This is a genomic window from Nonomuraea sp. NPDC026600 (assembly GCF_040638335.1).
GTDB lineage: Bacteria > Actinomycetota > Actinomycetes > Streptosporangiales > Streptosporangiaceae > Nonomuraea.
In genome coordinates this window covers 117,918-142,187 of record NZ_JBEZYD010000008.1, presented here as the reverse complement: position 1 = coordinate 142,187, position 24,270 = coordinate 117,918, and the positions used below count along the sequence as shown (strand labels likewise).

General features: G+C 69.7%; 26 protein-coding genes. 8 read left to right on the top strand and 18 right to left on the bottom strand.

The window, feature by feature from the left end:
• Positions 1–15: 15 nt before the first annotated feature.
• The 5 genes from AB0F17_RS20875 to AB0F17_RS20855 form a co-directional block, all read right to left on the bottom strand.
• Positions 16–900 carry a PaaX family transcriptional regulator C-terminal domain-containing protein gene (locus tag AB0F17_RS20875; RefSeq protein ID WP_358025229.1) on the bottom strand — a complete coding sequence of 295 codons (885 nt, stop codon included), beginning with the start codon at positions 898–900 and terminating at the stop codon, positions 16–18.
• 126 nt (positions 901–1,026) lie between these two features.
• Positions 1,027–2,532, bottom strand: coding sequence for a carboxylesterase family protein (locus AB0F17_RS20870; protein WP_358025227.1), 1,506 nt, complete (start codon positions 2,530–2,532; stop codon positions 1,027–1,029).
• A gap of 257 nt (positions 2,533–2,789) precedes the next feature.
• On the bottom strand, positions 2,790–3,575 hold the full coding sequence (locus AB0F17_RS20865; RefSeq protein ID WP_358025225.1) for a SigB/SigF/SigG family RNA polymerase sigma factor: 786 nt from the start codon (positions 3,573–3,575) through the stop codon (positions 2,790–2,792).
• 183 nt (positions 3,576–3,758) lie between these two features.
• The gene (locus AB0F17_RS20860; RefSeq protein ID WP_358025223.1) at positions 3,759–4,535 is read right to left on the bottom strand and encodes a phosphotransferase; all 777 of its coding nucleotides are present in this window, start codon (positions 4,533–4,535) and stop codon (positions 3,759–3,761) included.
• A gap of 57 nt (positions 4,536–4,592) precedes the next feature.
• Positions 4,593–7,400, bottom strand: coding sequence for a DUF6493 family protein (locus AB0F17_RS20855; protein ID WP_358025221.1), 2,808 nt, complete (start codon positions 7,398–7,400; stop codon positions 4,593–4,595).
• Between the two features lie 281 nt (positions 7,401–7,681).
• Here AB0F17_RS20855 and AB0F17_RS20850 point away from each other — a divergent pair, with 281 nt between their 5' ends.
• Genes AB0F17_RS20850 through AB0F17_RS20835 form a run of 4 tightly spaced genes read left to right on the top strand, consistent with a single transcriptional unit; the run spans position 7,682 to position 9,613 of the window.
• A complete protein-coding gene (locus AB0F17_RS20850) occupies positions 7,682–8,035 on the top strand; it encodes a hypothetical protein (protein ID WP_358025219.1) in 354 nt (117 codons plus the stop codon).
• A 13-nt stretch (positions 8,036–8,048) separates the two neighbouring features.
• Positions 8,049–8,900, top strand: a complete 852-nt coding sequence (locus AB0F17_RS20845; RefSeq protein ID WP_358025217.1) for a hypothetical protein — start codon at positions 8,049–8,051, stop codon at positions 8,898–8,900.
• Complete coding sequence (locus AB0F17_RS20840; protein ID WP_358025215.1) at positions 8,897–9,295, top strand: YbaB/EbfC family nucleoid-associated protein; 399 nt, start codon at positions 8,897–8,899, stop codon at positions 9,293–9,295. Before AB0F17_RS20845 ends, AB0F17_RS20840 begins: the two co-directional genes overlap by 4 nt.
• A gap of 3 nt (positions 9,296–9,298) precedes the next feature.
• Positions 9,299–9,613, top strand: a complete 315-nt coding sequence (locus tag AB0F17_RS20835) for a YbaB/EbfC family nucleoid-associated protein (protein ID WP_358025213.1) — start codon at positions 9,299–9,301, stop codon at positions 9,611–9,613.
• A gap of 114 nt (positions 9,614–9,727) precedes the next feature.
• Here the strand turns inward: AB0F17_RS20835 and AB0F17_RS20830 are convergent, their stop codons facing one another.
• A complete protein-coding gene (locus tag AB0F17_RS20830) occupies positions 9,728–10,807 on the bottom strand; it encodes a serine hydrolase domain-containing protein (protein ID WP_358025211.1) in 1,080 nt (359 codons plus the stop codon).
• Between the two features lie 31 nt (positions 10,808–10,838).
• Positions 10,839–11,021 (bottom strand): hypothetical protein, encoded by a 183-nt coding sequence (locus AB0F17_RS20825; protein WP_358025209.1) that lies wholly within the window; start codon positions 11,019–11,021, stop codon positions 10,839–10,841.
• 19 nt (positions 11,022–11,040) lie between these two features.
• Here AB0F17_RS20825 and AB0F17_RS20820 point away from each other — a divergent pair, with 19 nt between their 5' ends.
• On the top strand, positions 11,041–11,778 hold the full coding sequence (locus AB0F17_RS20820) for a phosphotransferase (RefSeq protein WP_358025207.1): 738 nt from the start codon (positions 11,041–11,043) through the stop codon (positions 11,776–11,778).
• A 248-nt stretch (positions 11,779–12,026) separates the two neighbouring features.
• Here AB0F17_RS20820 and AB0F17_RS20815 read toward each other — a convergent pair whose 3' ends face one another.
• Positions 12,027–12,236, bottom strand: coding sequence for a DUF397 domain-containing protein (locus AB0F17_RS20815; RefSeq protein WP_358025205.1), 210 nt, complete (start codon positions 12,234–12,236; stop codon positions 12,027–12,029).
• On the bottom strand, positions 12,233–12,985 hold the full coding sequence (locus AB0F17_RS20810) for a helix-turn-helix transcriptional regulator (RefSeq protein WP_358025203.1): 753 nt from the start codon (positions 12,983–12,985) through the stop codon (positions 12,233–12,235). Before AB0F17_RS20810 ends, AB0F17_RS20815 begins: the two co-directional genes overlap by 4 nt.
• 218 nt (positions 12,986–13,203) lie before the next feature.
• Between AB0F17_RS20810 and AB0F17_RS20805 the strand changes: the two genes are divergently transcribed.
• Positions 13,204–13,617, top strand: coding sequence for an ATP-binding protein (locus tag AB0F17_RS20805; RefSeq protein ID WP_358025201.1), 414 nt, complete (start codon positions 13,204–13,206; stop codon positions 13,615–13,617).
• A 188-nt stretch (positions 13,618–13,805) separates the two neighbouring features.
• Here AB0F17_RS20805 and AB0F17_RS20800 read toward each other — a convergent pair whose 3' ends face one another.
• The 9 genes from AB0F17_RS20800 to AB0F17_RS20760 form a co-directional block, all read right to left on the bottom strand.
• Complete coding sequence (locus AB0F17_RS20800; RefSeq protein ID WP_358025199.1) at positions 13,806–15,029, bottom strand: hypothetical protein; 1,224 nt, start codon at positions 15,027–15,029, stop codon at positions 13,806–13,808.
• 133 nt (positions 15,030–15,162) lie between these two features.
• A complete protein-coding gene (locus AB0F17_RS20795; protein ID WP_358025197.1) occupies positions 15,163–16,410 on the bottom strand; it encodes a hypothetical protein in 1,248 nt (415 codons plus the stop codon).
• Positions 16,407–17,507, bottom strand: coding sequence for a HAMP domain-containing sensor histidine kinase (locus tag AB0F17_RS20790; protein ID WP_358025195.1), 1,101 nt, complete (start codon positions 17,505–17,507; stop codon positions 16,407–16,409). Before AB0F17_RS20790 ends, AB0F17_RS20795 begins: the two co-directional genes overlap by 4 nt.
• Positions 17,504–18,157, bottom strand: a complete 654-nt coding sequence (locus tag AB0F17_RS20785) for a response regulator transcription factor (protein ID WP_358025193.1) — start codon at positions 18,155–18,157, stop codon at positions 17,504–17,506. The genes AB0F17_RS20790 and AB0F17_RS20785 overlap by 4 nt, the downstream gene beginning before the upstream one ends.
• A gap of 16 nt (positions 18,158–18,173) precedes the next feature.
• Positions 18,174–19,376, bottom strand: a complete 1,203-nt coding sequence (locus AB0F17_RS20780) for an ABC transporter permease (RefSeq protein WP_358025191.1) — start codon at positions 19,374–19,376, stop codon at positions 18,174–18,176.
• Complete coding sequence (locus AB0F17_RS20775; protein WP_358025189.1) at positions 19,373–20,071, bottom strand: ABC transporter ATP-binding protein; 699 nt, start codon at positions 20,069–20,071, stop codon at positions 19,373–19,375. The genes AB0F17_RS20780 and AB0F17_RS20775 overlap by 4 nt, the downstream gene beginning before the upstream one ends.
• Positions 20,068–21,111 carry a peptidoglycan-binding protein gene (locus AB0F17_RS20770; RefSeq protein ID WP_358025187.1) on the bottom strand — a complete coding sequence of 348 codons (1,044 nt, stop codon included), beginning with the start codon at positions 21,109–21,111 and terminating at the stop codon, positions 20,068–20,070. The genes AB0F17_RS20775 and AB0F17_RS20770 overlap by 4 nt, the downstream gene beginning before the upstream one ends.
• Positions 21,108–21,596 (bottom strand): hypothetical protein, encoded by a 489-nt coding sequence (locus AB0F17_RS20765; RefSeq protein ID WP_358025185.1) that lies wholly within the window; start codon positions 21,594–21,596, stop codon positions 21,108–21,110. The genes AB0F17_RS20770 and AB0F17_RS20765 overlap by 4 nt, the downstream gene beginning before the upstream one ends.
• A gap of 59 nt (positions 21,597–21,655) precedes the next feature.
• Entirely contained in the window at positions 21,656–22,504 is an 849-nt protein-coding gene (locus AB0F17_RS20760; protein ID WP_358025183.1) for an isocitrate lyase/phosphoenolpyruvate mutase family protein, read from the bottom strand.
• 261 nt (positions 22,505–22,765) lie between these two features.
• Here AB0F17_RS20760 and AB0F17_RS20755 point away from each other — a divergent pair, with 261 nt between their 5' ends.
• Both AB0F17_RS20755 and AB0F17_RS20750 read left to right on the top strand, forming a co-directional pair.
• Positions 22,766–23,260, top strand: a complete 495-nt coding sequence (locus AB0F17_RS20755) for an anthrone oxygenase family protein (protein WP_358025181.1) — start codon at positions 22,766–22,768, stop codon at positions 23,258–23,260.
• 70 nt (positions 23,261–23,330) lie between these two features.
• On the top strand, positions 23,331–24,260 hold the full coding sequence (locus AB0F17_RS20750; protein ID WP_358025179.1) for a hypothetical protein: 930 nt from the start codon (positions 23,331–23,333) through the stop codon (positions 24,258–24,260).
• Positions 24,261–24,270: the final 10 nt, after the last annotated feature.

Here is a 24,270-nt window from a genome sequence, read left to right as displayed (position 1 = left end):
TCGGCGAATCGCGGTCTATCCCAGCGGTCCGCTGATGCGTTCCCACTCGCGCATCGCGTCCGGCTCCCCCCTCGCATATTGCCGATGGAAGAGCTTCGCGGCGCGAGCGCCGCTCCACTCCGAAGGCAGCAGTTTCGCCGGCAGTGCGGGATCGATCAGCACGAGCCGACGCCAAGCGTGCACGAGTTGTGTGTTCCCGACCAACGGATCATTGGCCGGCGGCCGCGTGAACTCAGCGAGGAACATCTCATACTGCCGCGCGACATCGTCAAGCTCCCACGCTTGGCGGACGAGGGTCGACACTTCGCCGCCGGCGAGGTACTCGGACAGGAAGACCTGCGCATCCTCGCGTATCCCGGCTTCGTCCAGTACGAACTCGGCCTCGCCGACCCGGTCGGTGTGCGTGCTCACCCACACGCCCGGCGCCGGGTTACCGAACCCGGCCCACCGCAGTCGCGTGCGCAGCAGGTGGCGTCCGGCCCGATTCGTTTCCGCGGCTCGTGCCAGCACCACCAGCCACCGGCCGTCCCACTCCGGCTGAGTCGCGGTGAAGCCGAAGATCCGCTCAGCGCCAAGGTTGAGGAACTGCGTGAACGCCGGGCTGAGGTGCCACCACGTGTACCGTCCTTCACGTTCTGGAATGAGCCAGCCGTCCGCAGAGGCGCGCGCAAGGGCCTGCCGGCAGGCTTCCTCCTTCACGTCGAAGCGGCCCAGCGCATCGACGAAGGCCGCTGTGGGCGCCGGACGTCCGGCCGGACGCACATACTCACCGAGAACCGTGATCAACAGTCCCCGAACACCGCCCGTGCCCGCGGCGTACCGGCGGGACAGGACGAACTTTTCCTCGGAGGCGTCGTCGAACGGGCCTGCCGACGTCGTTTCGTCTCGAGGCTCAGACATGTCGGTGCCGCCGACCGGGTGTGCAGCTGCGGGCGAGGTCAGAGCGCATGTGCGGATTGTATGAGGGCAGGCCATGTGGAGCCTGTACGGGACAGGCGCGACGCCGCCCCCATCAAGGCGTTGTGGTCACAGACGAGGGAGAGGGGCGAAGGTGTGGTGCTGCCAGAGTCGGCGAGCAGTCTCCTCCGGGTAGGTGGTGACCGTCGGTTCGGTGTCCAGGAGCTGTGTGAGGCGGCGCTGGGGGTCGTAGGCGGGCCAGCCGGGGTCGCCGGTCACGGCGAAGGCGGTCCATGTCGCGCGGATGTGCTGGGACAGGGCTCGGCCCTCGGGAGAGACCGGATCGCCCATCAGGCCGGCGCCGAGGCCCGCGCCGAAGACGCCGAACGTGAGCGGGACGTCCAAGCCGTGGCAGGCGCCGAGAACCCCGCCCATGCCAGGCGCGGGCCAGGTCAGCTCGTACAGGTGCGCGCGACCCCCACCGGCTGTCTGCGCCTCGGCGAGGTGGAGCGAGGGCATGCGGAACAGCCAGTCCGACTGGACCAGCTCGTACAGCTCCCCGGCGGCCGCGCCAGGGAGCGCCTCACGGTACGCTCGCTCGCCGGCCGGCGCGAACACGCTCAGTGCCGTGGCCGCCTGCTCGTCGGTGACCTGGCCCAGCAGCCCGCCGAAGGCGACGAAAAGCCGGTACTCATCCCGGTTGTGCCCCACGATCAGCTCGACGGCCCGGCCGGCGCCATCCGCCAAGGCCTGCCACGGAGTGGTGGACAACACCTCGCCGTCCACCACCGGTGAGAACAGCGTCGGCGTATGCGCGACCGCGCCCCATCGGTCCTCGAACGGGCGCATCTTGGCGGTCACCGTGTCACCCGCGGCGACCAGCCGGTCAGGGGCGACACCTGAGAGATCGTCAACGGTCGCGGACAGGCCCAGTTCGCCGGCGATGACAGTGGCGATGTCGCCGGCCAGCTCCGCGGAGAAGAACGTTCCAGGGACGCTCTGGGCGATGGCGCGCCGGAACAGTCCCGCCGCGCACGGCATGGCCATCAGCGCGGCGATCGACCCAGCGCCGGCGGACTCGCCGAACACGGTGACCCGGTCGGGATCCCCGCCGAAAGCGGCAATGTTCTCGCGCACCCATTCCAACGCGGCCACCTGGTCGAGCAGGCCGCGGTTGGCGGGCGCCCCGTCGATCTGGGCGAACCCCTCCATCCCGACCCGATAGTTGAAGGTCACCACGACCACACCCGCCTCCGCCAGCCGGGTCCCGTCGTAGCCGGGATCGCTCGACGTGCCGAACATGTAGGCGCCACCATAGATCCACACCATGACCGGCAGCCCGGCGCCGGGACCGGGTTCGGGAGTCCAGACGTTGAGCGTCAGCCAGTCGTCGCCCATGGCGTCGCCCGCTGAAAGGGGCGCCCCGGTCATCGACGCTTGCGGGGGCGGCGGGCCGTACGCGAACGCCTCACGCACGCCGTCCCACCGGCGCACCGGTTGTGGAGCCGCGAAGCGCGCCGGTCCGACCGGCGGCTGCGCGAAAGGGATGCCGCAGAAGACCGCCAGCCCCGCTTCGCGGCGGCCGCGGACCGTCCCGCTCATGATGTGGGTCTCAGGATCGGCAGACGTGGTCATCGAAGGCCCCTTTCCCGGGAGGCAGCCTGAGGTGCCCTGGCAGAAGAGCTCTGATGCCACCTCTGCCGCACTGACCGCCTGTCGACGCACAATACAACAGAGTGACGGTGGTAAACAGTATTGTAGAACTTCGTGGCAGGGAGGCCGACGTCGGTCGGCTGACCAGGGCGAACCGGTAGAGCCGGCGAGCTTCTTCCACGAAGACCAACGCCCGCCGCGGGGAGATCGTCGCCCCTACCGGCGCGGCCTGCTTCGAGTCAGTCCGACAGGCCCTTGCGCAGGTCGTCGAGCACCTTGCGCAGGATGCGCGAGACGTGCATCTGCGAGATCCCGAACTCGGCGGCGATCTCGGCCTGCGTCATGTTGCCGTAGAAACGCAGCAGCAGGATCTTCTTCTCCCGTACGGGCAGCGCGTCGATGAGCGGCTTGACGGCGTGCTTGTCGACCAGGGAGTCCAGCGATTCGTCGTGCTCGGGGATGACGTCACCGAGGCTCGCGGAGTCGTCGTCGACACCCGTCGGAGCGTCGAGCGACAGCGTGCTGTAGGCCGCCGAGGCGTCCATCGTGAGCAGCACGTCCTCCTGGGAGATCTTCATCTTCTCGGCCAGCTCGGCGACCGTCGGCGCGCGGCCGAGGGTCTGGCTGAGGTCCGACACGAGCTTGTTGAGCTCGGAGCGGCGCTCCTGGTAGACGCGCGGCACTCGGATGGCCCACGTACGGTCTCTGAAGTGGCGCTTGACCTCACCGGTCATGGTGACGACCGCGTAGCCGCGGAAGTCGTGGCCGAGGGAGGCGTCGAACCCGTTGATGGCCTTCATGAGGCCGACGTAGGCGGCTTGGCACAGGTCCTCGACGGGCTCGCCGCGGTAGCGGTAGCGGCGGGTGATGTCGTTCGCCAGCCATTCGTGCATCGCCACGAGCCGCTCGCGGATCCGTACCTTGTCGAGCTCGGAGGTCTCCGGCTTGACCATCTCGACCAGAAGTTGTTCGGGGGTCATCTCGTTGAGCACGAGCGTCTGGGCCTGAGCCTGCTGGACGGTCATTCCTGCTCCTCATATCCGCTGCAGGCGGTCCCGTCCAGAACCAAGAAAAGCCCAGACAGAGACACGCCTCGATAACACGAGACGAAGCCCTCTGCTGGACTTCAGCTTTAATATAACCCGCTTTATGACAATATCACCAGGAGCTAGATCACGAAAGGGTCACGCCTCCCTGGGTGTGGCTCCTCAGCCGCGTACCCAGAAGCTCTCCGGCAGTGCCTCGATCTCGACCACGGCCTGTTCGAGGTTGGCGGCGAACGGCAACAGTGCCTGGTGAACCGGCTCACCGCCCTCGGCGAGCCGCCTGATGACCTGGGCGTTCACCCGCGCCCGGTCGACGACCTCGGGGCCGAACGCCGTACGGTCACCCTCATAGCCGTAGGCGTCGAGCAGCAGGTGCAGCCGCCGGGAGCGATCCTCGAACGCCGTGAACCCCTGCGCCGTGACGACGTGCCGAGCGTGCAACGGAACCCAGGTCAGCGCGCAGTAGGCCAGATCGCGCTCCCGCGACGACGGCCCGGCGGTGTCCCAGTCGACGAACCCCACCAGATCGTCGCCCTGCCACACCGCGTTGTAAGGGGAGGCGTCGTGGTGCCCGATGACGAGCCCCTGCTGCCAGGGCCGCCCGATGAACCAGACCGCGCCGGGCTCGGGCACGAACGTCGCCGTCGCGTCGTGCAACCGCCTCATCCAGGCCCCGACCTGCTTGAGCGCGCTGTCCGACCAGGCCCACGCGGGCCAGGGAGCCTGCTCCCCGATCGTGTCGCCGTGCAGGAAGGTCAGCACCTCGCGCCCCTGCTCGTCGAACCCGAGCACCCGCGGCGCCCCCTCGAACCCGGCCGCCTCCAGATGGGCCAGCACGGTGTGCACGGTGCGCGTCCACGGATTGGCGGGCCGGTGGACGGTCTCGCCGATGCGTACTCCGCCCACATGCCTGCCACCCGGCAGGGGCTGCTCGTCCATGACGCCGTTTCTACTCCCGGGCCGCGGCTCGCCGCACCTGGTTTTCGATCGGTTCGGTCAAGGGCGGATCAGGTACGCGTGCAGCCGGCGGCACTCCGTACGGAACCTGCTGCCGCCCCCACCCCCGGCGACCGCCTCGACCTCGGGAATCGCTCCCCGTGCTGCGGCCTGCTGGGCCACCGTCACAGCGAGCCCGATCACCTTGGCCAGCCCCGCATGAGGCTTCTCTCCGCCTCCGGCCTCACCGACCCCGACTCTCTCCCCGGCATCGGGCAGGAGGGCGGGCAGCAGTGCCCGCAGCACCTCCCACACTTCGCGATGCGCACCGCGGTTGGCGGCGGCCTCGAGGGCGTTCATGACGTGCTGCTGCTTCAGCCGCGTCCACCGGATGAGCACCCCGAGCTGAGCCCCCAGCTCGGCGGCCGGCAGGGCGCCGCGGGCCGCCATCGTCACCAGGACCGACGCCCCGCCGTTCGCGTCCTTCTGCGCCAGGAAGTACGCCAGCACGAGTGCGGTGGCCACACCCGCGGGGCCGTCGGCCAAGGCCAGCATGGCGGGATGGACAGGGTAGGTACTGGCCTGAGCCCACTGGTAGTGCAGACGTGGCACCAGATTGACCGCCACGACCTCCCGGTGCGAGGGCAGGACCGACGGCCACCAGCCCATGCAGTGGCCGTGATCGTTCATGGTCGCGGCCGGCGATTCGGTGATGAACGCGTCGATCAGGTCCAGCCCGGTCGGCTCGGCCTTCAGACGCGGGGTCAGCCAGATCTGGCCGGGCCTGCGAGGTCGGCGCTCGTCGAAGTAGTAGGAGTTGACGTCGTCCATATAGCTCCACCGAACCCCGACCTCCGGGTCGGGCAGGCCGCCGTCGGCCAGCCGCCGCGCCACGGTCCGGCTCGCCTCGGAGGTCAGCCGCGCCGCCCTGGACGCCGCCTCCGGATGGGCACCGCGCGGCAACCGCAACAGCGCCTGCCGCAGGTCCGCGGGAAGGGGTACGGCCCGCGCCGCCTCACACTCCGCCAACCGGGAGACCAGGACCTCGGGATCGAGCATCCCGCTGGAGAGAGTGGGCGTGGCCAGCAGCACCGGCGGCAGCGTGCCGTCCTTGAGCGCGGCGAGCACCTCCGCGAAACGACGCAGCACGAGCATGTCCAACCCCGAAACCCCCCGAGGGTCGGGAAGCCGATCCCGCGGCGCCTCGGCGACCGGCAAGGTCACCCCACTCCCGTACGCCGGCCCTCCACGCCGGCCGCGCCACTCGGCCGGGACCCCAGGGTCGGCCCCCGGCGCGATCAGTTCCCGGGCGATCGCGGCGCGCCAGTGGTCGTCCCCCAGCCAGCGCCGCATCTCGAACAGCTGCGGATAGCTGCTGCCGTACGGCACTTCGAGCGCCGATCGCAACCCGTCCCGGTCACGTGCGGCAAGCCGGACGAATCCGGCCAGCCAGCGCTCACCGTCCTGCCATCCCCAGGAGGTCCAGCCGAGCGTCTCCATCTCCGCCGGGTTCTCCGGAGCGGCCGGGAACGGCGGGACCGGGACCGGCTCGGGAAGCGGCGGCGGGGTGAAGGCGGGTCCGGGCTCCTCGACGGCGGCCTGCCCGCCGTAGACCGCGACCAGCCGGGCCCCCAGCGCGGACGGCAGCGCCGGGAGGGCGTCCCTGATCTGCTCGGCGCCGAGCGGGCCGAAGCGGGCGGCGTGCTTGAGCGCGAGCTGGGCGGCCCGGCCCTGGATCTCGTACGCCTCGTGGTGGAAGGCGGTGACCAGGGCGGCGACCAGGTCGTCTGCTCGATCCGGCGCCTGACGCACGGTCTGGTCCAACCAGGTCAGACCTGGACGTACGAGCTTGGCCTCAGCCCGGAACAGCAGCCCTTCCAGCGCCTCGGCCACGTCTGCGGGATCGTGCGCGTCGAGCCGCCGCAGGTGACGCAGGGACAGCTCGGCGACCGGCCCCGGTGCGGCGGGCAGCAGGCGCAGGTAGTCGCGACGGCGCGCGTCGATCTCGGCCGTGGTGGGTTCGAGGAGTTCGTGGAGGCGGGCGAAGAAGCGCAGGTCCTGCACTGTCCCACCGCGCAGGAACCGGCGGACGCAGCCGTCGAGCAGCGCTGCCCGCTCGCCCGCCGCGCGGATGGCACTGAACCACGGCGAGATCGGATCGGCCCTCTCGTACTGCAACGCCCGGCCGACTCCCTCGGCCTCGAAGAGCCGTGGCAGCAGCGCGGGAAGCAGCGGGTCGGACTCGGCCACGCTCTCGGCAGCCGCCTCCGCCACATCCAGTGGGTCCTGCCCGGCCACGGTCCTGGAGACCGCCCAGGCCACGACCAGCGGGTCGTGCTCGGGCGGCGGAGCCCCGGTGTGCCGCAGCATCGCCAGCGCGAGGGCCGCACCGGGGTCGCCGGGACCGCGAACCTTGTCGGCGAGCCGTACCGCCAGCTCGGCCTGCCACTCGGCAGGACGGTGGTCGAGGAGCCGGACGACCGGCGCGGGATCGCCGAACTCGGTACGGCCGGAGAACGGTCGCCACATCGCGAGGTCCCGGCGGGTCACCCAGGAGGCCACCGCGGTGACCGCGCTGAGAGTGCTGGCCCCTGCCAGCCGTAACAGGTCGGCCCAGTCCTGCCACGGCTCGTGCTCGGGCTCGCGCCAGTGCCGCCAGTAGTCCGGGTCCTCCTCCCGGCGCCGGGTCTCCGCCACCCAGCGTTCCTCCTGCTTGGTCGCGGCGTGCCTGCTCAGCACGGGGATGTGGCCGCGCAGCTCGCCCGCGACGAGCTTGCGTTCGGCGTCGTCCAGGGTGATCAGCCGCTCGATCAGCTTGTCCGCGTCACCTGCGCTGATGAGGTCGCGGATCTCGTCCCAGCTCGTCATGGCAGGGACCATAGAGATCACTACCGACAGAAACTCCGCCTCGCTCCGGCCCTTCCCCGGGGCGCACGCTCATCGCTCAATCGCGGAAACAGGCCACGCGCGGCCGCCTATCACGATCATGGTAAAAAGATCATGTGTCGACCGATGAACTCTTATCCACGGCCAGTCAACCGCCCGGTAATGTTTCGCCGGCTGCCTCGCCGTCGCTGGTGAGCCCGTGCCCGCACACCCCCGCGTGCCCGCCGCCTACGTGCCTTCCGTCGCGTCTGCGCGCGCAGCCGGTGCAGGCCTCACTGGCCAAGCCCGCGTCACTGCTTGAGGACACCGACGGCTCCACGGAAGGTTACGAGACCCACGCGGAGCACGTGCGGAAGTTCGCCGGCACCATGGACGACTCGGCCACCGGCGTGGACACCATCAAGCAGTCGACTCCCCGCTTCGATGGCTGGAATCTGATCCCCATGGCCGGAGTGCCCATTGTCGGGCTGATGTTCGTCAACCGGCTGAACACCGTCGCCGACACCTGGCGGGACAGCGCCGGCATCCTCTCCGAAGTGCTGCACACCGACAGCGGCAAGATCTACAAAGCGGCAGACAACTACGTCGCCGCTGAGCGGGCGAACACCGTCCAGTGAGGAGAAATCCACGTTGTCGACTCCGACCGGCGAATCGCCGAAGCTGATCCTTCCGGGCCAGACCACCCCTGCGGCCAACCAGCAGCTCTATGTCACCAACGCCAACGGCACCGTACAGCGGACCATCACGGTCGCTCCCAAGCCGCGCATCGACCCCGGCTTCTACAAGCGGCTGATCACGGAACTGAACCCGCTCCGCCAGACCAACAGGGCCGCGATGGCCGTTTCGGGGCTCGGCATGGCCGCGCTCGCGCTGGACGTGGCGGCCACCCTCAACCTGGGCAACCCGTTCCTGTTCTACGATCGGCGTGAGCAGTGGAAGGACATGGCCAGGCTGCTGGAAGGCAGCCGGTCCGATCTGTGGCGTGCCCTTTTTGATGACATCTCCCCCAACTGGAAGGGCCAGGCGAAGGACGCGCTCCAGCTGCACGTCCGGTTCAACATCAATGTCTTGTACGGCCAGCTCGGCAAGATCACCGACGAGATGAGCACCGCCATGCACGGCCAGTACAAGGAGGTGCTGGCGTACGACCTGTCGGTGTTCGGGCTCTACGCCGCCTCGGCCCCCATCCTGCGCACCGTCGCCGCCATGAGCACACACCCGGTCGGGAGGGTCGCCCTGATGACCCAGGTCGGCCTGTTCATGAGCGCGGCGGGAAATCTGGTGAAGCAGTTCGCCGACGTGTACAACTCCTACGAGAGCGCTCTCAACAAGCTGGAACTCAAGCTCAACGATCTGAGGGGCGCCTTCTACCGGTCCGGCAACCCGGCGCAGGGGGCACGCGATCTCCACCTCACTCCGGCGATCGCGGACCCCGCCCAGCTGGACGACTATTGGGTTCCCATGACGAAGGACGGCTCGTGAAGCGCGTCGAGGCCTTCGCCGGAGGTGGGCAGGACGACGTCGACGGGCTGCTGCGCGAGACGGACGGCTGGGCGCGCACCCTGGCCGGGGCACTGGGCGAGTTGGAGCAGGAACGGCTGGCAGGTGCCGAACCGTCCGAGGTCGTCCGCGCCGAGGTGTCCGGCACCGGCCGCCTGCGCGGTTTGTCCATCGACCCGCGCGGCCTGCGCGACCTGGACCACGTCCAGCTCGCCCAGGCCGTCTGTGCGGCGATCGCCGCGGCCCACCTCGCGATGGGGGAACGGCTGACAGAGGTCGTCCAGGATCTGACGGGACGAGCGCCTGAGGTCGCGGGCACAGAGGACGCCGCCGACCCGCTCGACGGCCACATCCGCAACGTGCTGCGAGGAGAGTGAGCGATGGAGGGCATGGAGGACGCGCAGGCGCGGCTGGAGGCGTTGATCGCCGCCGCCGAGCAGGCGGAGGCGAGGGTGGAGGAGTGGAGCGCCGCCGAGTTCACCGGCGAGGCCGATCAGAGTGGGATCGTGGCCGTCACCGACGCGCTCGGCATCATCACCCGGCTGGAGATCTCCCCGCGGAGCAGGAGACGACTGGACGCGACAGGCTTGGCCGCCGCCATCCTCGCGGCGATCACGACAGCCGAGGAGGCCGCGGCGGCCTCCAGGGACGCGCTGCTCGGCGACCTGCACCCCGCTTCTGGCAAGATCGCGTAGCTGTGCGACCGCGGGTCCGCACTGAAGGGGTCCGCCTGGCCACCCGGACCGCCGCGCGTCCGCACTGAGGCGGTCCGCCTGGACACCCGGACCTGCCTGGCGCATCACCGGGACTCAGCGGTCGCACATCGTGGCGACGAAGGCGTCGATCAGGTGCTGCCGATTGCCGGGCACTCCGGTGACGTAGACGGTGGCGGCGCGCCCGGCCCGGTCCCGGCCGCTGAACACCGCGGCCCCCGGCATGTCGCCGGCGGCGAAGTAGGTGTATCCGCAGCTCGACTTCATCCGGGCCACGCCGTAGCCGTAGCGGGCGCCCGCGGGCCAGCCTTCCTGCTCGACCTTCACTGACCGGGTCATCATCTTGCCCAGCGGGGCCTTACGCCAGAACCGGTTGAGGTCGTCAGGAGTGGAGACCAGACCGCCGCTGGGACCGAACTCATAGGTGGGCAACTGGTCGGTCAGATCCACCTCGCCGCCCTTCGGACGACGAGGGTCCACCCCGTAGCTGTGGGCGTGCGGGCCGCGGATGCCGTAGTCGCCCTTGGCCGGCCAGTACGTGTCCCGCATCCCGTACGGCTTGAGGATCAGGTCCCGGCTCGCCTGGCGGAAGTCCTTGCCCGTCACCTCGGTCACGATCATGCCGAGGACCAGGTAGTTGGTGTTGGCGTAGGCGAAGGAGCCGCGGGGCGTGGGCTTGAGCGCCAGCGCCACCCGCAGGAAATCCGGGAAGGGCTCCTTCCACTCGATCGCGTTGACGAACTCGGGCAGGCCGCTGGTCTGCTGCAGCAGCATCCGAACGGTGATCTCTCGACCGTCGATCTCGGCGCCGTCGCCGGTGCCGCGCAGCACCCCGGGCAGGTAACGCTCCACCCTGGCGTCCAGGTCGACCTTCTTCTGATCGACCAGCCGCAGCACGGTGGCGGCAATGATCGGCTTGCTCCCACTGGCGATCCTGAACCGGCCCCGGGGGCCGATCATCGGCTCCCCGGTGCCCCGCTCCGCGGTGCCGGAGCGCCGGGTCACGGTCGCGCCGCCCGGGCTCCGCACCTGGCTCAACGCGCCCGCCATACCGTCCTCGGTGGTGAGCAGGTCAAGGCGGGACTGCGGCGAGGGCGTCGCGGCAGCGGCGAAGGCGGGGGCGACAGGGGCGAGGACCAGGGAACCGGCGACAGCAGCAGCGAGCAATTTCATCATGCCTCCAATGTCGCGGGAAGATCACTCAGGATCAGTCACGCCTGCTTGCCTGTTGGGGTGGGGTCTTCCCTACCGTCGAGGTGATCGCCAAACGACAGCCAGCCGAGATCACCTTCTTCGCCCCGACGCCCCTCTGCCGACGGATCGTGCCGCCTGCGCCTTGATAGCCCTTGTCGGCGAAGACCGAGATAAACCCGGTGACGTCGATGGTCATCCCCGCGATAATCGCCGACGTGGAGAAGGTTGAGGTCGTCGTCGCCCATTCCGAGCGCGCGACCCTGCGCGTCGGCGACGTGTTCCTGAAGGTGGACGCCGATCAGGCGCGCATCGACGTCGAGGTCGAGGCAATGGCGATGGCGCCGATCCCGACTCCGGAGGTCCTGTGGCGGAAGCCGCCCGTACTCGCGCTCGCCGCCCTCCCAGGCACGGCACTCGGCCGCCTCGGCGAGCCGTCGACCGCGTCGCCGGCGGCGTGGGCCGCGGCGGGTGCCGCCGTACGGATGTTGCACGACGCGCCACTGCCGCCATGGCCCGGTCGGAGCCTCGACGAGATCGCATCGGACCTCGACGGCGAATGCGAGTGGCTCATCACCAACGGCGTCCTTCCTGCCGAGCTGGTCACACGCAACCGCCAGGTCGCCGAGGCTGCGCTCCGGCCGTGGACACCGGTGTTCACGCACGGCGACCTGCAGATCAGCCACGTGTTCATCGACGGTGACGAGATCACCGGCGTGATCGACTGGTCCGAGGCGAGCCAGGGCGATGCCCTGCACGACCTCGCCATCTTGACGCTCGGACACGAGGAGCACCTTGGCGACGTCGTCGCCGGCTACGGCACCGACGTCGACCTCGACGTGATCCGCGCGTGGTGGTCGCTGCGAAGCCTGCTGGCGGTCCGCTGGCTGGTCGAGCACGGCTTCGACCCGTCCTCGCCAGGCTGTGAGATCGACGTGCTGAGATCCCGGCTGTGAGGCTGCCCCCACAAGTGCCGCTCTGCCGCATCGAGCGGGCCATCTCCTGAAGCGCGTCGTCTTCCGGACCGACGAGGTCATGGTCCTCGAAGATCCCGGGCAGCCGATCGGCGACATCGGAAACCGACGCACGACTCGAGTCGAAGATGCGCCTCAGCTGAGGACCAGCAACTGCCTCGAATAGACCCAGGATGAAAAAGCCACTCAGCACGGGGCCCACCCAGTCGGGCAGGCCCATGCTGGTCCGGCTAGAAGTCGAACTCTCCCTTGGACATCCCATCCCGGAAGGCATCCCATTCGGCCTGCGTGTATATGAGAACGGGCCCATCCGGATGCCGACTGTGCCTCACTCCTACACGTCCACCGCTGAGCGGGGCAACCTCCACGCAGTTGCCCCCATTTCCGCTGCTGGCCGTAGCCGTCCGCCAGGCAGCGGTGGCGAGCTCCTTGTCGGTCATGACTCCATCACCCTCCGAATGATCTCTTTGGTTTCGTAGGTGGGCTGGGCAAGGGCGGACAGAAGTTCCCACCGCTCTCCTAGCTTCTGGACCATGTCTGTGTCGTGCGTGATCTCTCCGGTGTCGGCACTTTCTATATAGCCGACCTGCGCGCCCTCGCCAGCGTCGGCTATCGCGAATGCGCCACCCAATCCAGCCGTAGCCCCGGATGACAAGGGGACAACCCGAACGGTAATGCATGGACGGGCCATCAGAGCAAGGAGATTTGCTAGCTGCGCCCGCATCACCTCGCGTCCGCCGATCTCCCGCCATAGGGCGCTTTCGTCCAGGATGACGGACAGCGTGGGCGGAGTGCGCCGAGACAGGATGGTCTGACGCTGGAGCCGGATCTTGACGTCTTCGTCTGCTCCGCCCGCGAGCGCGCCCGGCTCGCCTTGGAAGATCGCTCTAGCATAGTCAGCGGTTTGGAGCAGACCGGGGATCAGCGCCACCTCGTAGAGCCGGATGAATCGCGCCGCTTGCTCGGCCGCCGGCCACTTTCTGAACCACTTCGGGCCCAAGCCCCTGATCGGGGGCAGCAGCTCCAACAGCTCGCCATGCAGCCCCAATGCCTTTTCGAGCTGGCGGGTGAACGGCTCCGTAGGCAGCCGGGTGCCTCGCTCGACCGAACCTATCAGGCTCTCACTACAAGGGAGCAGAGAGGCGAGACGGGCGTGAGTGAGGCCCTTTACCCTTCGGTACTTCTGCATTCGTGCCCGATATTCCCTGTTGGCGTTTCTTGCAGCGTCATTCCCACTTTCTGCCATATCACTCCCTTTCTCTTCACCTACACATCCGCACGCACAAATATAGCCATGGGTTGTGAAGATTTTGGAGGGGGATTCCGGAAGACATCCGCATTGACCATGGCCATGCTTGGGACCTGTAACCGCACAATCGCAAGAGAGCTGTACGTTTCGAGGTGGTCATGCGAGCAGCCGTGTCAGACCTCCCATACGCAGGCGTCAAGGTATGGACGACGGGCGAGGCGGAATCCCACCGGATTCCCTCGCTGGCCCGCCGAGAACTCGCGGAATGGATGGGACCGGATCATCCGGCCCTTCCCGACCTTCAGGAAATAGCCTCAGAACTGGTCACGAACGCGATCATTCACGCAAACGCCATATGGGTACGGATGCACCTGATCTCCGAATCGGGGTTTTGGCGGTTGACCATCACCGACCCCGGAAACTCCGGCGAAACTCCACGCGTACGTCAGCCCCGACCGAACGAGGCAGGAGGACACGGACTCCTGGTCGTGGACGCCCTCACCAACGGCCAATGGGACACCCACCGCAGCCTGGCAGGCGAACGCGTCGTGCGGGCGCTACTGCCTCGCTAGACATCCCCACGGTAGGTACGAAGGTGCCTCTGCCTGCCGTGGGGTGCAGACCTCCCTGGCCCCCGGGGGAGGAGAAGGCCCCCAGACGCGCGTCCGCCGCAGCGTTCACGTCTGGGGGCCTTTCCGGCCGATGGCGGTGAGCGGGATGGCGGCACGAGCGTCCCTCCCCACCCGATCTGAACCATGACCTACGACACGATCAACGTGGAACCCTCGGCCCGTGCGCGGTCGTCGTCGCCTTGGCCGCAGTGACGGCACTGGCCTCGGCGGCGCAGGTGGTAGGCGAGGGCGGCCGTGGCCAGCGCTCCTCCCCAGACCGGCCAGAGGGTCTCCGGGAGCCAGGCGCCCCACTCCGACATGAGGAAGCGGCCCGCGATCCACCCGCGGATGTACGTCATACCGGCCACCGTGATGATGATCGCGACCAGCGTCGCCGGGATGACGGCGAGCAGCGGGGGCACCCGCTTGCCCCTCAGACCGAGGATCCAGCGGGGGAAGACCTCGCCCCAGCGCTGCACCAGCCCGAGGGTGAGCAGCCCGCCGCCTGCGCCGAAGGTGGCCAGGTAGGCACCGGCCAGCCAGATGCCGGGAGCGTCGCGCGCGCCCTCGTCGAGAAACTCCTTGCTCACTCCGAGCGGCACACCAAGTGCCCAGCACCATCGGGTCGCGCAGTAGACCAGCGGCACGGTGACGGCGATGTAGACGGCCCGGCGTCCCCACCGGGCCGCCGCGGCGGGTTTGGTCCAGCCGTCCCAGCCGGTACGCCCGCACGAATGGCAGGCGTCACGGCGACGTCGCTGATAGGCGAGCGCTGCGGCGGCCAGCAGCAAACCGCCGAACACGCACACGAGCTGGTTGACCACCGGCCACGGCCAGGCATCGGCCAGGGTGGTGCCGCCCAGGTTCAGGTCGAAGAGTGGTGCGACGGCCAGCAACGGCGAGTAGGCCACGCCCATCATGAGCCGGGAGTCGGGGATCACGATGATCAGTAAGACCGCCATGGGCCAGGCCAGAAGCAGGGGCGTGAGAAGGAGCTTGAAGGAGGCCAGGCCGCGTCCACTGCCACGGGTCGTCGTCGGCGCATGGAGGATCGGATCGCTTCCACCGCCACGGGAGAGCGTCGGCGCGTGGCGGATCGGTTCGCTTCCGCCGGTGCGGGAGAGCGTCAGGGCGACGACTGCGCCGAGCAGGCCGAAGGCGGCGATCCACCAGCCGCCGGGGCTCGGGGCGGCGTCGGCGAGGATGGACAGTGCCCCGTCCAGGTCGGGGTCGGAAGCGCCCCAGGGGAAGCCGGGCGCGCCGAGGGCCCAGGCCGCGCCGAGCAGGCCGTAGCCCAGAGACCACAGCGCCGCCGCGTAGCCCGCCCACTCGGGCCAACGCGAGATCAGAGATCGTGGGGTTGTTGTTGGCATGCGACCAGCGTGCTGGCCGGGCGTACGGGGGACTATCGGCCGTTTGGCAGATCTCCGCGCTGTTCAGGCGCTCCCGGTATGCCATTCGGCAGAGGCGGGGCGGTCGTCGTTCCAGGGGCGGGGCCGTCGTCGTTCAGCGGCGGTCCCGGCGCATCGCGTGGCGTTGCCGTAAGTAGAGGCCGAGCGACGCCACCACTCCGGTCACCACTATGGCCGCAGTCAACCAGTAGATCCCCCAGTACCGCCCGTCGAACATCGAAACCCGCACATCCACCTCCTGCGCGTTCACCCCGAAAAATGTCAGCACCAAGGTCACCGGCACTGCGACTGCCGAGACGAACCCGATAGCCACCGACCATCGCAGTTGCCGATCCTCGTCCGCCCGCCGCTCCAGACTCTCGATCGTGGTCAGTTCCGCCCTGATGGCCCTTTCGAGGCGTTCGAGCATGCGTGCCACGTTCTCCGCCTTGCCCACCAGCCCCATCGTCTCGTACAGGGCGTCGTGGTAGCCCGCCACCCGTAACGACGGCACCAGCATCCCGAGATCCGCCGTCGCCTCGACGCTGTAGCTGAGGTCCAGCTCCAGGTCGCCGAGCCGGCTGGTCAGAGACGACAGGCTCCGGCGGCGGTCCCGCGTGGTCTGCGGGGCCCGGTCACGGCCGCGGAACGCCTCCACCGCCTGGTAGGCCACTGACCGGATCTCGCGCAGCCGCGCCGCGCTCGCCACTCCCTGCACGGCCGACAGGAAGATGCCGTCCTCCACGTAGTCCGGCTGGCCGCAGAGCACGCTGACGTACGGGCTCACGGCGGCGGTCGTCTCCGGACGCCTGTTCAGCTCGCTCGGGTAGGTGATCGTACTGAACTCGTCGCGGTTCGGGAGATCGCCTCGGTAGATCACTCGCTGGACGATCTCGTCGGAGGCGGTGGGCGGGAGTTGGGGGGCGAAGGCCAACTGGTGGCGTTCGGGGAAGAAGCCGCCGGTCCCGCCCGCCAGCTCCGCGGCCACCGCCTCCAGCGGGCGGCCGTCGATCTTCAGGTCCCCGTAGAAGCAGTCCTCCAGCACGTCGACCGTATCGGCCAGCGCGCAGCCGACGTCCAGGCTCAGCACGGCCACGATCTGCGTGGACGGAACCGCGAACAACCACAACCGGGCACCCGCGAGCAGCCGGTCCCAGCCGGTGAACTCGATCTCCCGCGGGTCGAGCGCCAGCCGGTGCAGCACCCGAGGGGTGGCCGAGCCTGTGAAGTAGGTTTCCGGCCGCCCGAGCCGTGGACGGTCGCCCGGCTGCGCCGCCTCCGCGCCGTTCGTCACGTGCCAGGGTGTGGCGAAGATATTGGTGAGCCGTACACCCTGCGCTGGACGAATGCCGAACAACGTCACGATCTCGAGGGTATCCGTACGGTCACCACAAGTCCCCCACCTTCCCGCGGTACGGCCTCCGCGGTGCCGCCGTGGGCACGGGCGACGGCCCGCACGATGGACAGCCCGAGCCCCGCACCAGACGCCGACCCCGTACGGTCGTCGTTCAGCCGGCGGAACGGCTCGAACAGGCGGGACACCTGCGCCGGGGCGATCTTCGGGCCGGTGTTCTCCACCACGATAAAGGACCCGTCCGCCCCCGAACCGGTGCGTACGAACACGGAGCCTCGCGAGTCGTTGTACTTGACCGCGTTGTCGGCGAGATTCACCACCACCTGCTCCAAGAGCACGGCATCACCCGTGGCGGGAGCAGCGCCCAGATCGGCTTCGACCCCCGGACAACGGTCGAGCGCGGACCGGGCCAGTTCGGCCAGGTCCACCGGCTCACGGACGGTCAGCTCACGCTCGGTCTGGGCGAGCATGAGCAGCCCTTCGATGAGGTCCGCCTGGCGGCCGTTGGAGGCGAGCAGCTCGTCGCGGACCCGCCACAGATCCGCGGGGAGCGCCGAATCGGCGAACGCCACCTGCAGCAGCGCCCGGTCGATCGCGAGAGGCGTCTTGAGCTCGTGCGAAGCGTTGGCGACGAACCGTCGCTGCCCGTCGAACGCCCGGTCGAGCCGTTCGAGCATGGAGTCGAAGGTGTCGGCCAGCTCCTTGATCTCGTCACGCGGGCCTTCCATGCTGATCCGGTTGTGCAGCGTACTGTCGGAAAGGCGGCGCGCGGTGTCGGTGACCTGCTGCAGGGGACCGAGCGCGCGCCTGGCGACACTCCAGCCGACCGCGAGCCCGCCCAGCCCGACGAGGATGGTGGCCAGCAGCGACCACACCACGATCGAGTCGATCACCTGGTCCTTGTAGGCGTCTATCTCGACCCTCACTTGCTGGACGAGCACCCGATCCATGGGCTCCTGCATGCCGTGACCGGGCTCGACCGGCTGGCTGACGATCCGGGTGACCACGAAGTAGTTGACGGCCACCAGGATGATCGCGGCCAAGAAGAACAGGCTCCCGTACACCACCGTCAACCGCCACCTGACCGGCAGGCGACGCCGGCTCACAGGCGGTACCCGGCGCCGGTGACCGTCTCGATCACCGGCGGCCGGCCCAGCTTCTTGCGCAACGTGCCCAGGGTCACGCGCACGGAGTTCGTGAAGTAGTTGATGTTCTCGTCCCACGCCTTCTCCAGCAGGTCCTCGGCGCTGACCACGACGCCCTCGGCACGCAGGAGCACCTCCAGCACAGCGAACTCCTTCGGGCTGAGCGCGACGTACCGGCCGTCCCTGAACACCTCGTGCCGCGCCGGGTCGAGCGTGATGCCGGAGCGGGACAGGACAGGCGGGACGCTCGCCCGCGCCCGGCGAGCCAGCGCCCGCAGCCGGGCGACCAGCTCGGGGAAGTCGAAGGGCTTGGGCAGGTAGTCGTCCGCGCCGATCGACAGCCCCTCCACCTTCGAGCGCAGGTCGCCGGCGGCGGTGAGCATGATGATCCGGGCCGGGACACGCTCGGCGGTGAGCCTGCGGCACACCTCGTCGCCGTGGAGCCTGGGCAGGTCCCGGTCGAGCACGATCACGTCGTAGTCGTTGGTCATCGCCCGCTCCAGCGCGGCGTCGCCGTCGTAGACGACGTCCACGGCCATCGCCTCCTTGCGCAGCCCGACCGCCACGACGTCGGCCAGGACCCGCTCGTCTTCCGCGATCAGTACTCGCATGTCTTGATGATCCCCATCATCCAGTGGCCAGCGCCAGTGTGGGTGACATCCTGGCCGCGCGCATCGCCGGGTAGATCCCGGCGACGGTGCCGACCAGCATGGTCGCCGCCAGCCCGCCGCCCAGCGCCCAGGCGGGCACGACCGCGGGCATGTCCTGCCACAGCGCGTACCCGTACGTGACGGCGACCCCGAGCACCGCGCCACTCGCCCCGCCGAACCCGGCCAGCAGCAGCGACTCCGTCAGGAACTGGATGCGCACCTGCCCTCGCGTCGCGCCGAGCGAGCGGCGCAGGCCGATCTCGCCGCGCCGTTCCAGCACCGAGATGACCATGGTGTTGGCCACTCCGACCGCGCCGACGAGCAGCGCGACCCCGCCGACGCCCAGCAGCAGGTTGGTGAACGCCCCCGCCACAGCGGCCCGCGCGGCTAGCGCGTCCGAGGGGCGGCTGACCGCGACCTCCTCCGGGTGTTCCGGGTTGGCGGTACGGGCCAATACCGCGCGCACGTCCGTGACGTACTCATCGCTGGACCTGGTGTAGATCGTGGTGGGATAGCCGTCGAAATGCAGAAACGTGCTGGCGGCGGGGAAGCCGATCAGCGCCGAGGCGTCGATCTCCTCGGCCAGCGGCGACTCTGCGAGCACACCGGTGACCGTCCACCACTGGCCGTCGATCCACATCTGGTCTCCGGCCGTCGCGCCCAGGCGTTCCGCGGCCGATGCGCCGAGCACGACCGCGCGTTGCGCCGCGGTGGCCGCGTTCAGCCAGGCGCCGTGCCGTACCGGCGTCTGCAGGATCCGCAGGAGTTCCAGAGAGGCCGCGCGGACCTGCAGGCCGCCCGTCTGGGTGACCGGTATGCGGTCATTGCGGAAGATCGGCAGCCCGGTGTCGCCGGTCTGGCCGGCCAGTCGCACGGGACCGATCGCCTGGATCATGCTCAGCGCCCGCTTGGGGAGCTTCGCCTGCCCGCCGAAGAGCTGCTGACCGGGGGCGACCGTCAGCAGGTTCGTGCCGAGGCTGTCCAACTGGCGCAGCAGCCTGGCCTGGCTCGACGACGAGATGCCGAGCACCGAGATCATGGTGGCGATGCCGATCGCGATCCCCAGCGCCGACAGGACCACGCGCGTGGGACGGGTCCGCAGTCCCGCCGTGGCCACGCGCACCACATCACCGACCCTCAACCGCGCCGCCGACAGGTCTTCGTGCTGGTACGCGGTCATGCGCGCACCGCCACGTTCGAGATCTCGTCGGCGACCACCCGGCCGTCGCGCAACCGGATCCGGCGGGGCGCGGCCTCGGCGACGTCGTGGTCATGGGTGATGATCGCCACGGTCGTGCCCGCGGCGTTCAGTTCCCGGAGGATCGAGAGGACCTCGGCTCCGGACCCGGTGTCCAGGTTGCCGGTCGGCTCGTCGGCCAGGAGCAGGGCCGGCTCGCCGACCACGGCGCGGGCCACGGCCACCCGCTGGCGTTCGCCGCCGGACAGCCGGCTCGGCCGGTGGGTCACCCGGTGTCCCAGGCCGACGCGTTTGAGCGCCTCGGCGGCCCGCTCGCGACGTTCGCGCCTCGGCACTCCGGCGTACAGCAGCCCATCGGCCACGTTGTCCAGCGCCGACACCCCGTCGGCCAGGTGGAACTGCTGGAACACGAACCCGATCCGGCGGGCACGCAGCGCCGACAGCTCGCGGTCGGTCAGCGCCGCGACGTCGTGGCCCGCGATCCGCACCGTGCCGGCGGTCGGCCGGTCCAGGGTGCCGATCAGATGCAGGAGGGTCGACTTGCCCGACCCGGACGGGCCGGCGATCGCGACCAGCTCTCCGGCCTCGACCCGCAGATCCACTGCCCGCAGCGCGTGCACGCCGCCCGGGTACTCCATGGTCACGCCGAGCAGCTCGATCACGACGTCCGGGTTCATGTCCGCGGCACCTCAACCTTCATGCCCTGGGTGAGGCCCTGGCCGGAGATCTCGACGCGGCTCACCGCGTACAGGCTGGTCTTCACCGGGACGAGGCGGCGCGCTGAGCCGTCCACGACGCGCACGCCGTAACCGCCTTCGCGTAGCGCGAGCAGGGCCTCGACCGGCACGGACAGGACGTCGGCGTGCTTCTCGGTCCGCAGGCTGACGGTCACCGGCGCCTGGTCCAGGCGGCCGAGCCGGCCGGTCACGGTGGCCTCGACGTCGATCGTCGCCTGGCTGTCCTTGTCCGCGCCCGCCGTGGCGGTGGCGCCGACCGAGTGGATCTCGCCCTTGACCGTACGGCCGTCGGGCAGCTCCACACCGGCCTTCGCATCCACCCGGGCGAACTGCTGGTAGGAGGCCGGCAGATCAATGTGGACGGTCCGCCGGGTGCTCGTGGTGGTGACCACGGAGGCCCGTGCGGCGTCGCCCTCCACCGCGGTGTTCTCAGCGATCCTGAGCGGCCCGGAGGACACGATGACCTGGGTGGAGTCGATCGTGCCGGTCCTGGTCAGGTGGTGGTCGCGCTGCCAGTCGCGTACGGCCTGGTAGGTCCACCGGGAGTAGTGGTCGTCGACGGTGCCAGGGGCGTAGCCGAGCTTCTTGAGGTTGCGTTCGAGCTGCTTGACGTCCGCTCCGCTGGAGCCGGTGACGAGCTCGCGGTACATGGGAATCGACCCGTACATGAGGACGACCGGATGCCGGTCCACCTGGTAGAGCCACTTGCCGCGGCGCACGACCGTCCCCTCGGCGTGGGTCCTGGTCACGGTGCCCATCGCCTTGTTCGGCTGGGCCCGGCGGCCCGAGTAGCCGAGCGTGCCGCCGACCGCTTTGGTGTCCACCAGGTCCGAGCGAGTGATCTCCGCGGTGGCTCCCACGGCGGAGGCGGCCATCGCAGGCGTGCCTGGCCTCTTGGAGAGCGCCGCCGTCGCCGCCCCGGCAACCAGCACCGCGATCCCGGCAACCGCCGCCTTACGGCTCACCGCTTTACGGCTCACCGCGAGCCCTGGTCCATCAGCGGCCGGCACGCCTTCTGCGCGGACTGCGCCGCCGGCGAGTCCGCGTCGATTCCCTGCGGCGGGTCCAGCCTGATGCCGCCCTTCTCATCCTGGCGCGGGTCGGGGACGTTGACGCCCTTCTGTCGCATGCAGGCGGTGAACTTGAGCGCCCGATCCATGGCCTTCTTCCGCTCCTCGGCCGACATGGGGGGAAACACCGGCGCATATTGCTTGCAGGCCTGCTCCGCCGCCGCGCCCTTCTGCGGGTCGGAGCCGCGGATGTTCATCCCATCGTCGTTCAGGGTCACGGTCAGACCGTGCTCGCGCAGGCAGGCGGCGTACTTCGCCGGGTCGCCCGAGGACGCGGGCGCCGCGGTGCCGTCGCCGGCCGAGACCACTCCGGGGCCGCCGTTCTGACCGGCGCACGCGGTCAGGACCAGGGGGATCGCGACCAGAGCGGCGATCAGGATTCGCTTTCTCAACATGCCCGCATATTGCGAGAGAGCCGTTAAAAGTGCGTTAAGCGAATTTGTTTAACCGGTCTTTATCCGGCGGGCGTCCCGAGGAGGTCGTTCATGGTGCCGTACGGGATCCCGTCGGCGGTCGAGTCGTACGTGCCGTGTTCCAGGAGCTCCGTCGTGGCGCGGGCGGCGACGGCGTACGCGGCCTGGGCGATCGCGGAGCCGAGGCTGATGCGGACCGCGCCGGCCGCGGCCAGCTCGGACACCGTCGGGGCGCCGGCCCACACCATCACCGCGATCGGCAGCGGCCCGGCCGCCAGCTCGGCGATCGCCTCCAGGTCGATCAGGCCGGGCACGAACAGGCTGTCCGCACCGGCCGCGGCGTAGGCGACGGCTCGCTCCTGCACTGCCTGGAGCTTCTTGACCGGACCGTCAGCGGCCAGGAACACGTCCGTCCGCGCGTTGATCCACACGGGTACGGCCAGCCGGTCGGCGGCGGCGCGGGCCGCGGCCAGCCGGTCGGCCTGTTCGGCGGGCTCGAACAGGCCGGGTCCGCGGCGGTCTTCGAGGTTCACCCCGACGGCGCCGGCCTGGACGACGGCCGTGATCGTGGCGGCCACGGCCTCGGGCTCAGGTCCGTACCCGGCTTCGATGTCGGCCGAGACCGGCACGCCGACCGCCGCCGCGATGCGTTCGATGGCCGCCGCGGCTCGGTCCACGCCCAGGTCGGCGGCGTCGGGCACGCCGAGGGACCAGGCGACGCCGGCGCTGGTGGTGGCCACGGCCTTGGCGCCGGCGTGGACGACGGTGCGCGCCGAGGCGGCGTCCCAGGCGTTGGCCAGCAGCAGCGGGTCGCCGGACCGGTGCAGGCCGGCGAAGATCTCCGCCTGGCGGATCTGTCGTTGCGGGTCGATGGGCTCGTGTCGGGTCATGGCACCGACCGTACGAGACGGACGATCGACTTGGCTGGCCGTATTCGGACAGCACCCACCGATCGGACAGAACCGCGTTCGCGGACCGCCCGATCGGACAGGACCGCGTTCCGGACGGCCCAGACCGGCTTGGCCGGACCGCGAGCCGCACGGACCGGCTTGGCCGGACACGACAGCGGCGCGAAAGGGCCGCGAAAGGGCCTGCTTGCTATTGTCGATGAGCCACGCTCCACTCACCCCTCGCCTTTCAGGAGCACACCCATGGACGCGTTGCGCATCGTCTCCCTCATGGCCGCCACGATGACGATGGGGCTCGTGGCCGGCGTCTTCGGCCTCTACTCGCACACCGTCATGCCCGGCCTCGGGAAAACCGACGACCGCACCTTCGTCGGCGCGTTCCAGTCCATGGACCGAGCCATCATCAACCCGTGGTTCATGGGCGGCGGCTTTCTGGGGGCGCTGATATTCACCATCCTCGCCGCGGTCACCCATATCGGCCGGCCCGAACTGCCGTGGATCGCGGTCGCGCTCGTCCTCTACATCGTCACGTTCGTCATCACGATGGCGATCAACGTGCCGCGGAACGACGCGCTCAAGGCGGCCGGGGACCCGGACGGCATCGCCGACCTCGCCGCGGTCCGGGCGGAGTTCGACGAGGCCCGGTGGGCGAGCTGGAACCTCGTCCGCACCCTCGCCTCCACGACCGCCTTCGGCCTGCTGGCCTGGGCGCTCACCGTGCACGGCATGTCGAGCTAGCGCCTTTCCGCCCTGAGTCGCGGTACGCGAGAGTAATCTTCCCGCAACAGCCAGTTGCCAGGAGGTCACCGTGTCCCCCTCCTCCCCCGCCCGGCAGCCGTTGAGCGACGACTCCGTCGATCAGCTCCTTCAGAGCGTGGCCGACGCCGCCGAGCAGGCCGTGACCGACCACGCGGCGGCGGCGCGGCACTACCGCGACCTTTCCACCGCCGCCGAGCGGGTGCGCGAGCAGGACCCCGCGTCCGGCCGGCCGGTCGGGGGGCTGAGGCTCGATCCGCTGGCGTCGCTCAGCGTCCAGCGGGTGCTGCTCGCCGAGAGCCTGGCCGACGAGTATGAGGAAACGGCCCAGAAGTTCATCGCCTGGTGGGTCGACCTCGCGGTCTGCGCGGTGCTGGCGCTGCTCACCGATGTTCCGCTGACCAGGGGACGCGCGGCGGCCGGCGATCCGAGCTCGTGCATGGAGCAGGACGAGCTCGGCTGCCTGCCCCCCGTACCCGCAGACGAACGTCAGCTCGCCGAGCTCGCCGCCGACATGGACCAGTGCTGGACCCCGGAAGGGATCCCGGTGGGCGGCAAGGCGTTCGCGGCCGAGCTCGGGCTGACCCTGCGGCGTGACTCGGAGGGGAACCCGCTGCTCGTCGAGGACGGGACTCCGGAGGCGCGGCGGCAGCGCCTGTGGGGCCAGATGTGGCGGGGGCACCGGATGCCGCTCCTGCCGGAGACCGCCGACCTCGTCCAGGCCCTGACCGCGGCCGGCGCCGCCCCGCCCATGGTGGACAACGTCCACTACGCCTCCAGCGCCGTGGAGGCCGCCCTGGCGGCCAAGGAACACGCGTGGGAACTGTCCGATCAATGGGACGGCACCCGGACGGCGGAGGAGACCGCTCTGGTCGACTCCCTGTGGCGGCAGGCGGATGAGCTGCCCCATCTGCTCACCGCCTACGCCCGCGTCCTGACCGCGCACCTGCCCACGCTCCGCATGCTCAAAAGGGTGCCGTAGGCGTGCCGAC

Excerpts from the sequence above, each read along its gene's own strand:
- AB0F17_RS20825 (WP_358025209.1), bottom strand. The coding sequence starts at position 11,021 with ATGACCATCGACGTCACCGGGTTTATCTCGGTCTTCGCCGACAAGGGC.
- AB0F17_RS20780 (WP_358025191.1), bottom strand. The coding sequence starts at position 19,376 with ATGACCGCGTACCAGCACGAAGACCTGTCGGCGGCGCGGTTGAGGGTC.
- AB0F17_RS20760 (WP_358025183.1), bottom strand. The coding sequence starts at position 22,504 with ATGACCCGACACGAGCCCATCGACCCGCAACGACAGATCCGCCAGGCG.
- AB0F17_RS20765 (WP_358025185.1), bottom strand. The coding sequence starts at position 21,596 with ATGTTGAGAAAGCGAATCCTGATCGCCGCTCTGGTCGCGATCCCCCTG.
- AB0F17_RS20860 (WP_358025223.1), bottom strand. The coding sequence starts at position 4,535 with ATGGACGAGCAGCCCCTGCCGGGTGGCAGGCATGTGGGCGGAGTACGC.
- AB0F17_RS20755 (WP_358025181.1), top strand. The coding sequence starts at position 22,766 with ATGGACGCGTTGCGCATCGTCTCCCTCATGGCCGCCACGATGACGATG.
- AB0F17_RS20870 (WP_358025227.1), bottom strand. The coding sequence starts at position 2,532 with ATGACCACGTCTGCCGATCCTGAGACCCACATCATGAGCGGGACGGTC.
- AB0F17_RS20785 (WP_358025193.1), bottom strand. The coding sequence starts at position 18,157 with ATGCGAGTACTGATCGCGGAAGACGAGCGGGTCCTGGCCGACGTCGTG.
- AB0F17_RS20815 (WP_358025205.1), bottom strand. The coding sequence starts at position 12,236 with ATGACCGACAAGGAGCTCGCCACCGCTGCCTGGCGGACGGCTACGGCC.
- AB0F17_RS20875 (WP_358025229.1), bottom strand. The coding sequence starts at position 900 with ATGTCTGAGCCTCGAGACGAAACGACGTCGGCAGGCCCGTTCGACGAC.
- AB0F17_RS20855 (WP_358025221.1), bottom strand. The coding sequence starts at position 7,400 with ATGACGAGCTGGGACGAGATCCGCGACCTCATCAGCGCAGGTGACGCG.
- AB0F17_RS20810 (WP_358025203.1), bottom strand. The coding sequence starts at position 12,985 with ATGCAGAAGTACCGAAGGGTAAAGGGCCTCACTCACGCCCGTCTCGCC.
- AB0F17_RS20865 (WP_358025225.1), bottom strand. The coding sequence starts at position 3,575 with ATGACCGTCCAGCAGGCTCAGGCCCAGACGCTCGTGCTCAACGAGATG.
- AB0F17_RS20775 (WP_358025189.1), bottom strand. The coding sequence starts at position 20,071 with ATGAACCCGGACGTCGTGATCGAGCTGCTCGGCGTGACCATGGAGTAC.
- AB0F17_RS20800 (WP_358025199.1), bottom strand. The coding sequence starts at position 15,029 with ATGCCAACAACAACCCCACGATCTCTGATCTCGCGTTGGCCCGAGTGG.
- AB0F17_RS20835 (WP_358025213.1), top strand. The coding sequence starts at position 9,299 with ATGGAGGGCATGGAGGACGCGCAGGCGCGGCTGGAGGCGTTGATCGCC.
- AB0F17_RS20830 (WP_358025211.1), bottom strand. The coding sequence starts at position 10,807 with ATGATGAAATTGCTCGCTGCTGCTGTCGCCGGTTCCCTGGTCCTCGCC.
- AB0F17_RS20805 (WP_358025201.1), top strand. The coding sequence starts at position 13,204 with ATGCGAGCAGCCGTGTCAGACCTCCCATACGCAGGCGTCAAGGTATGG.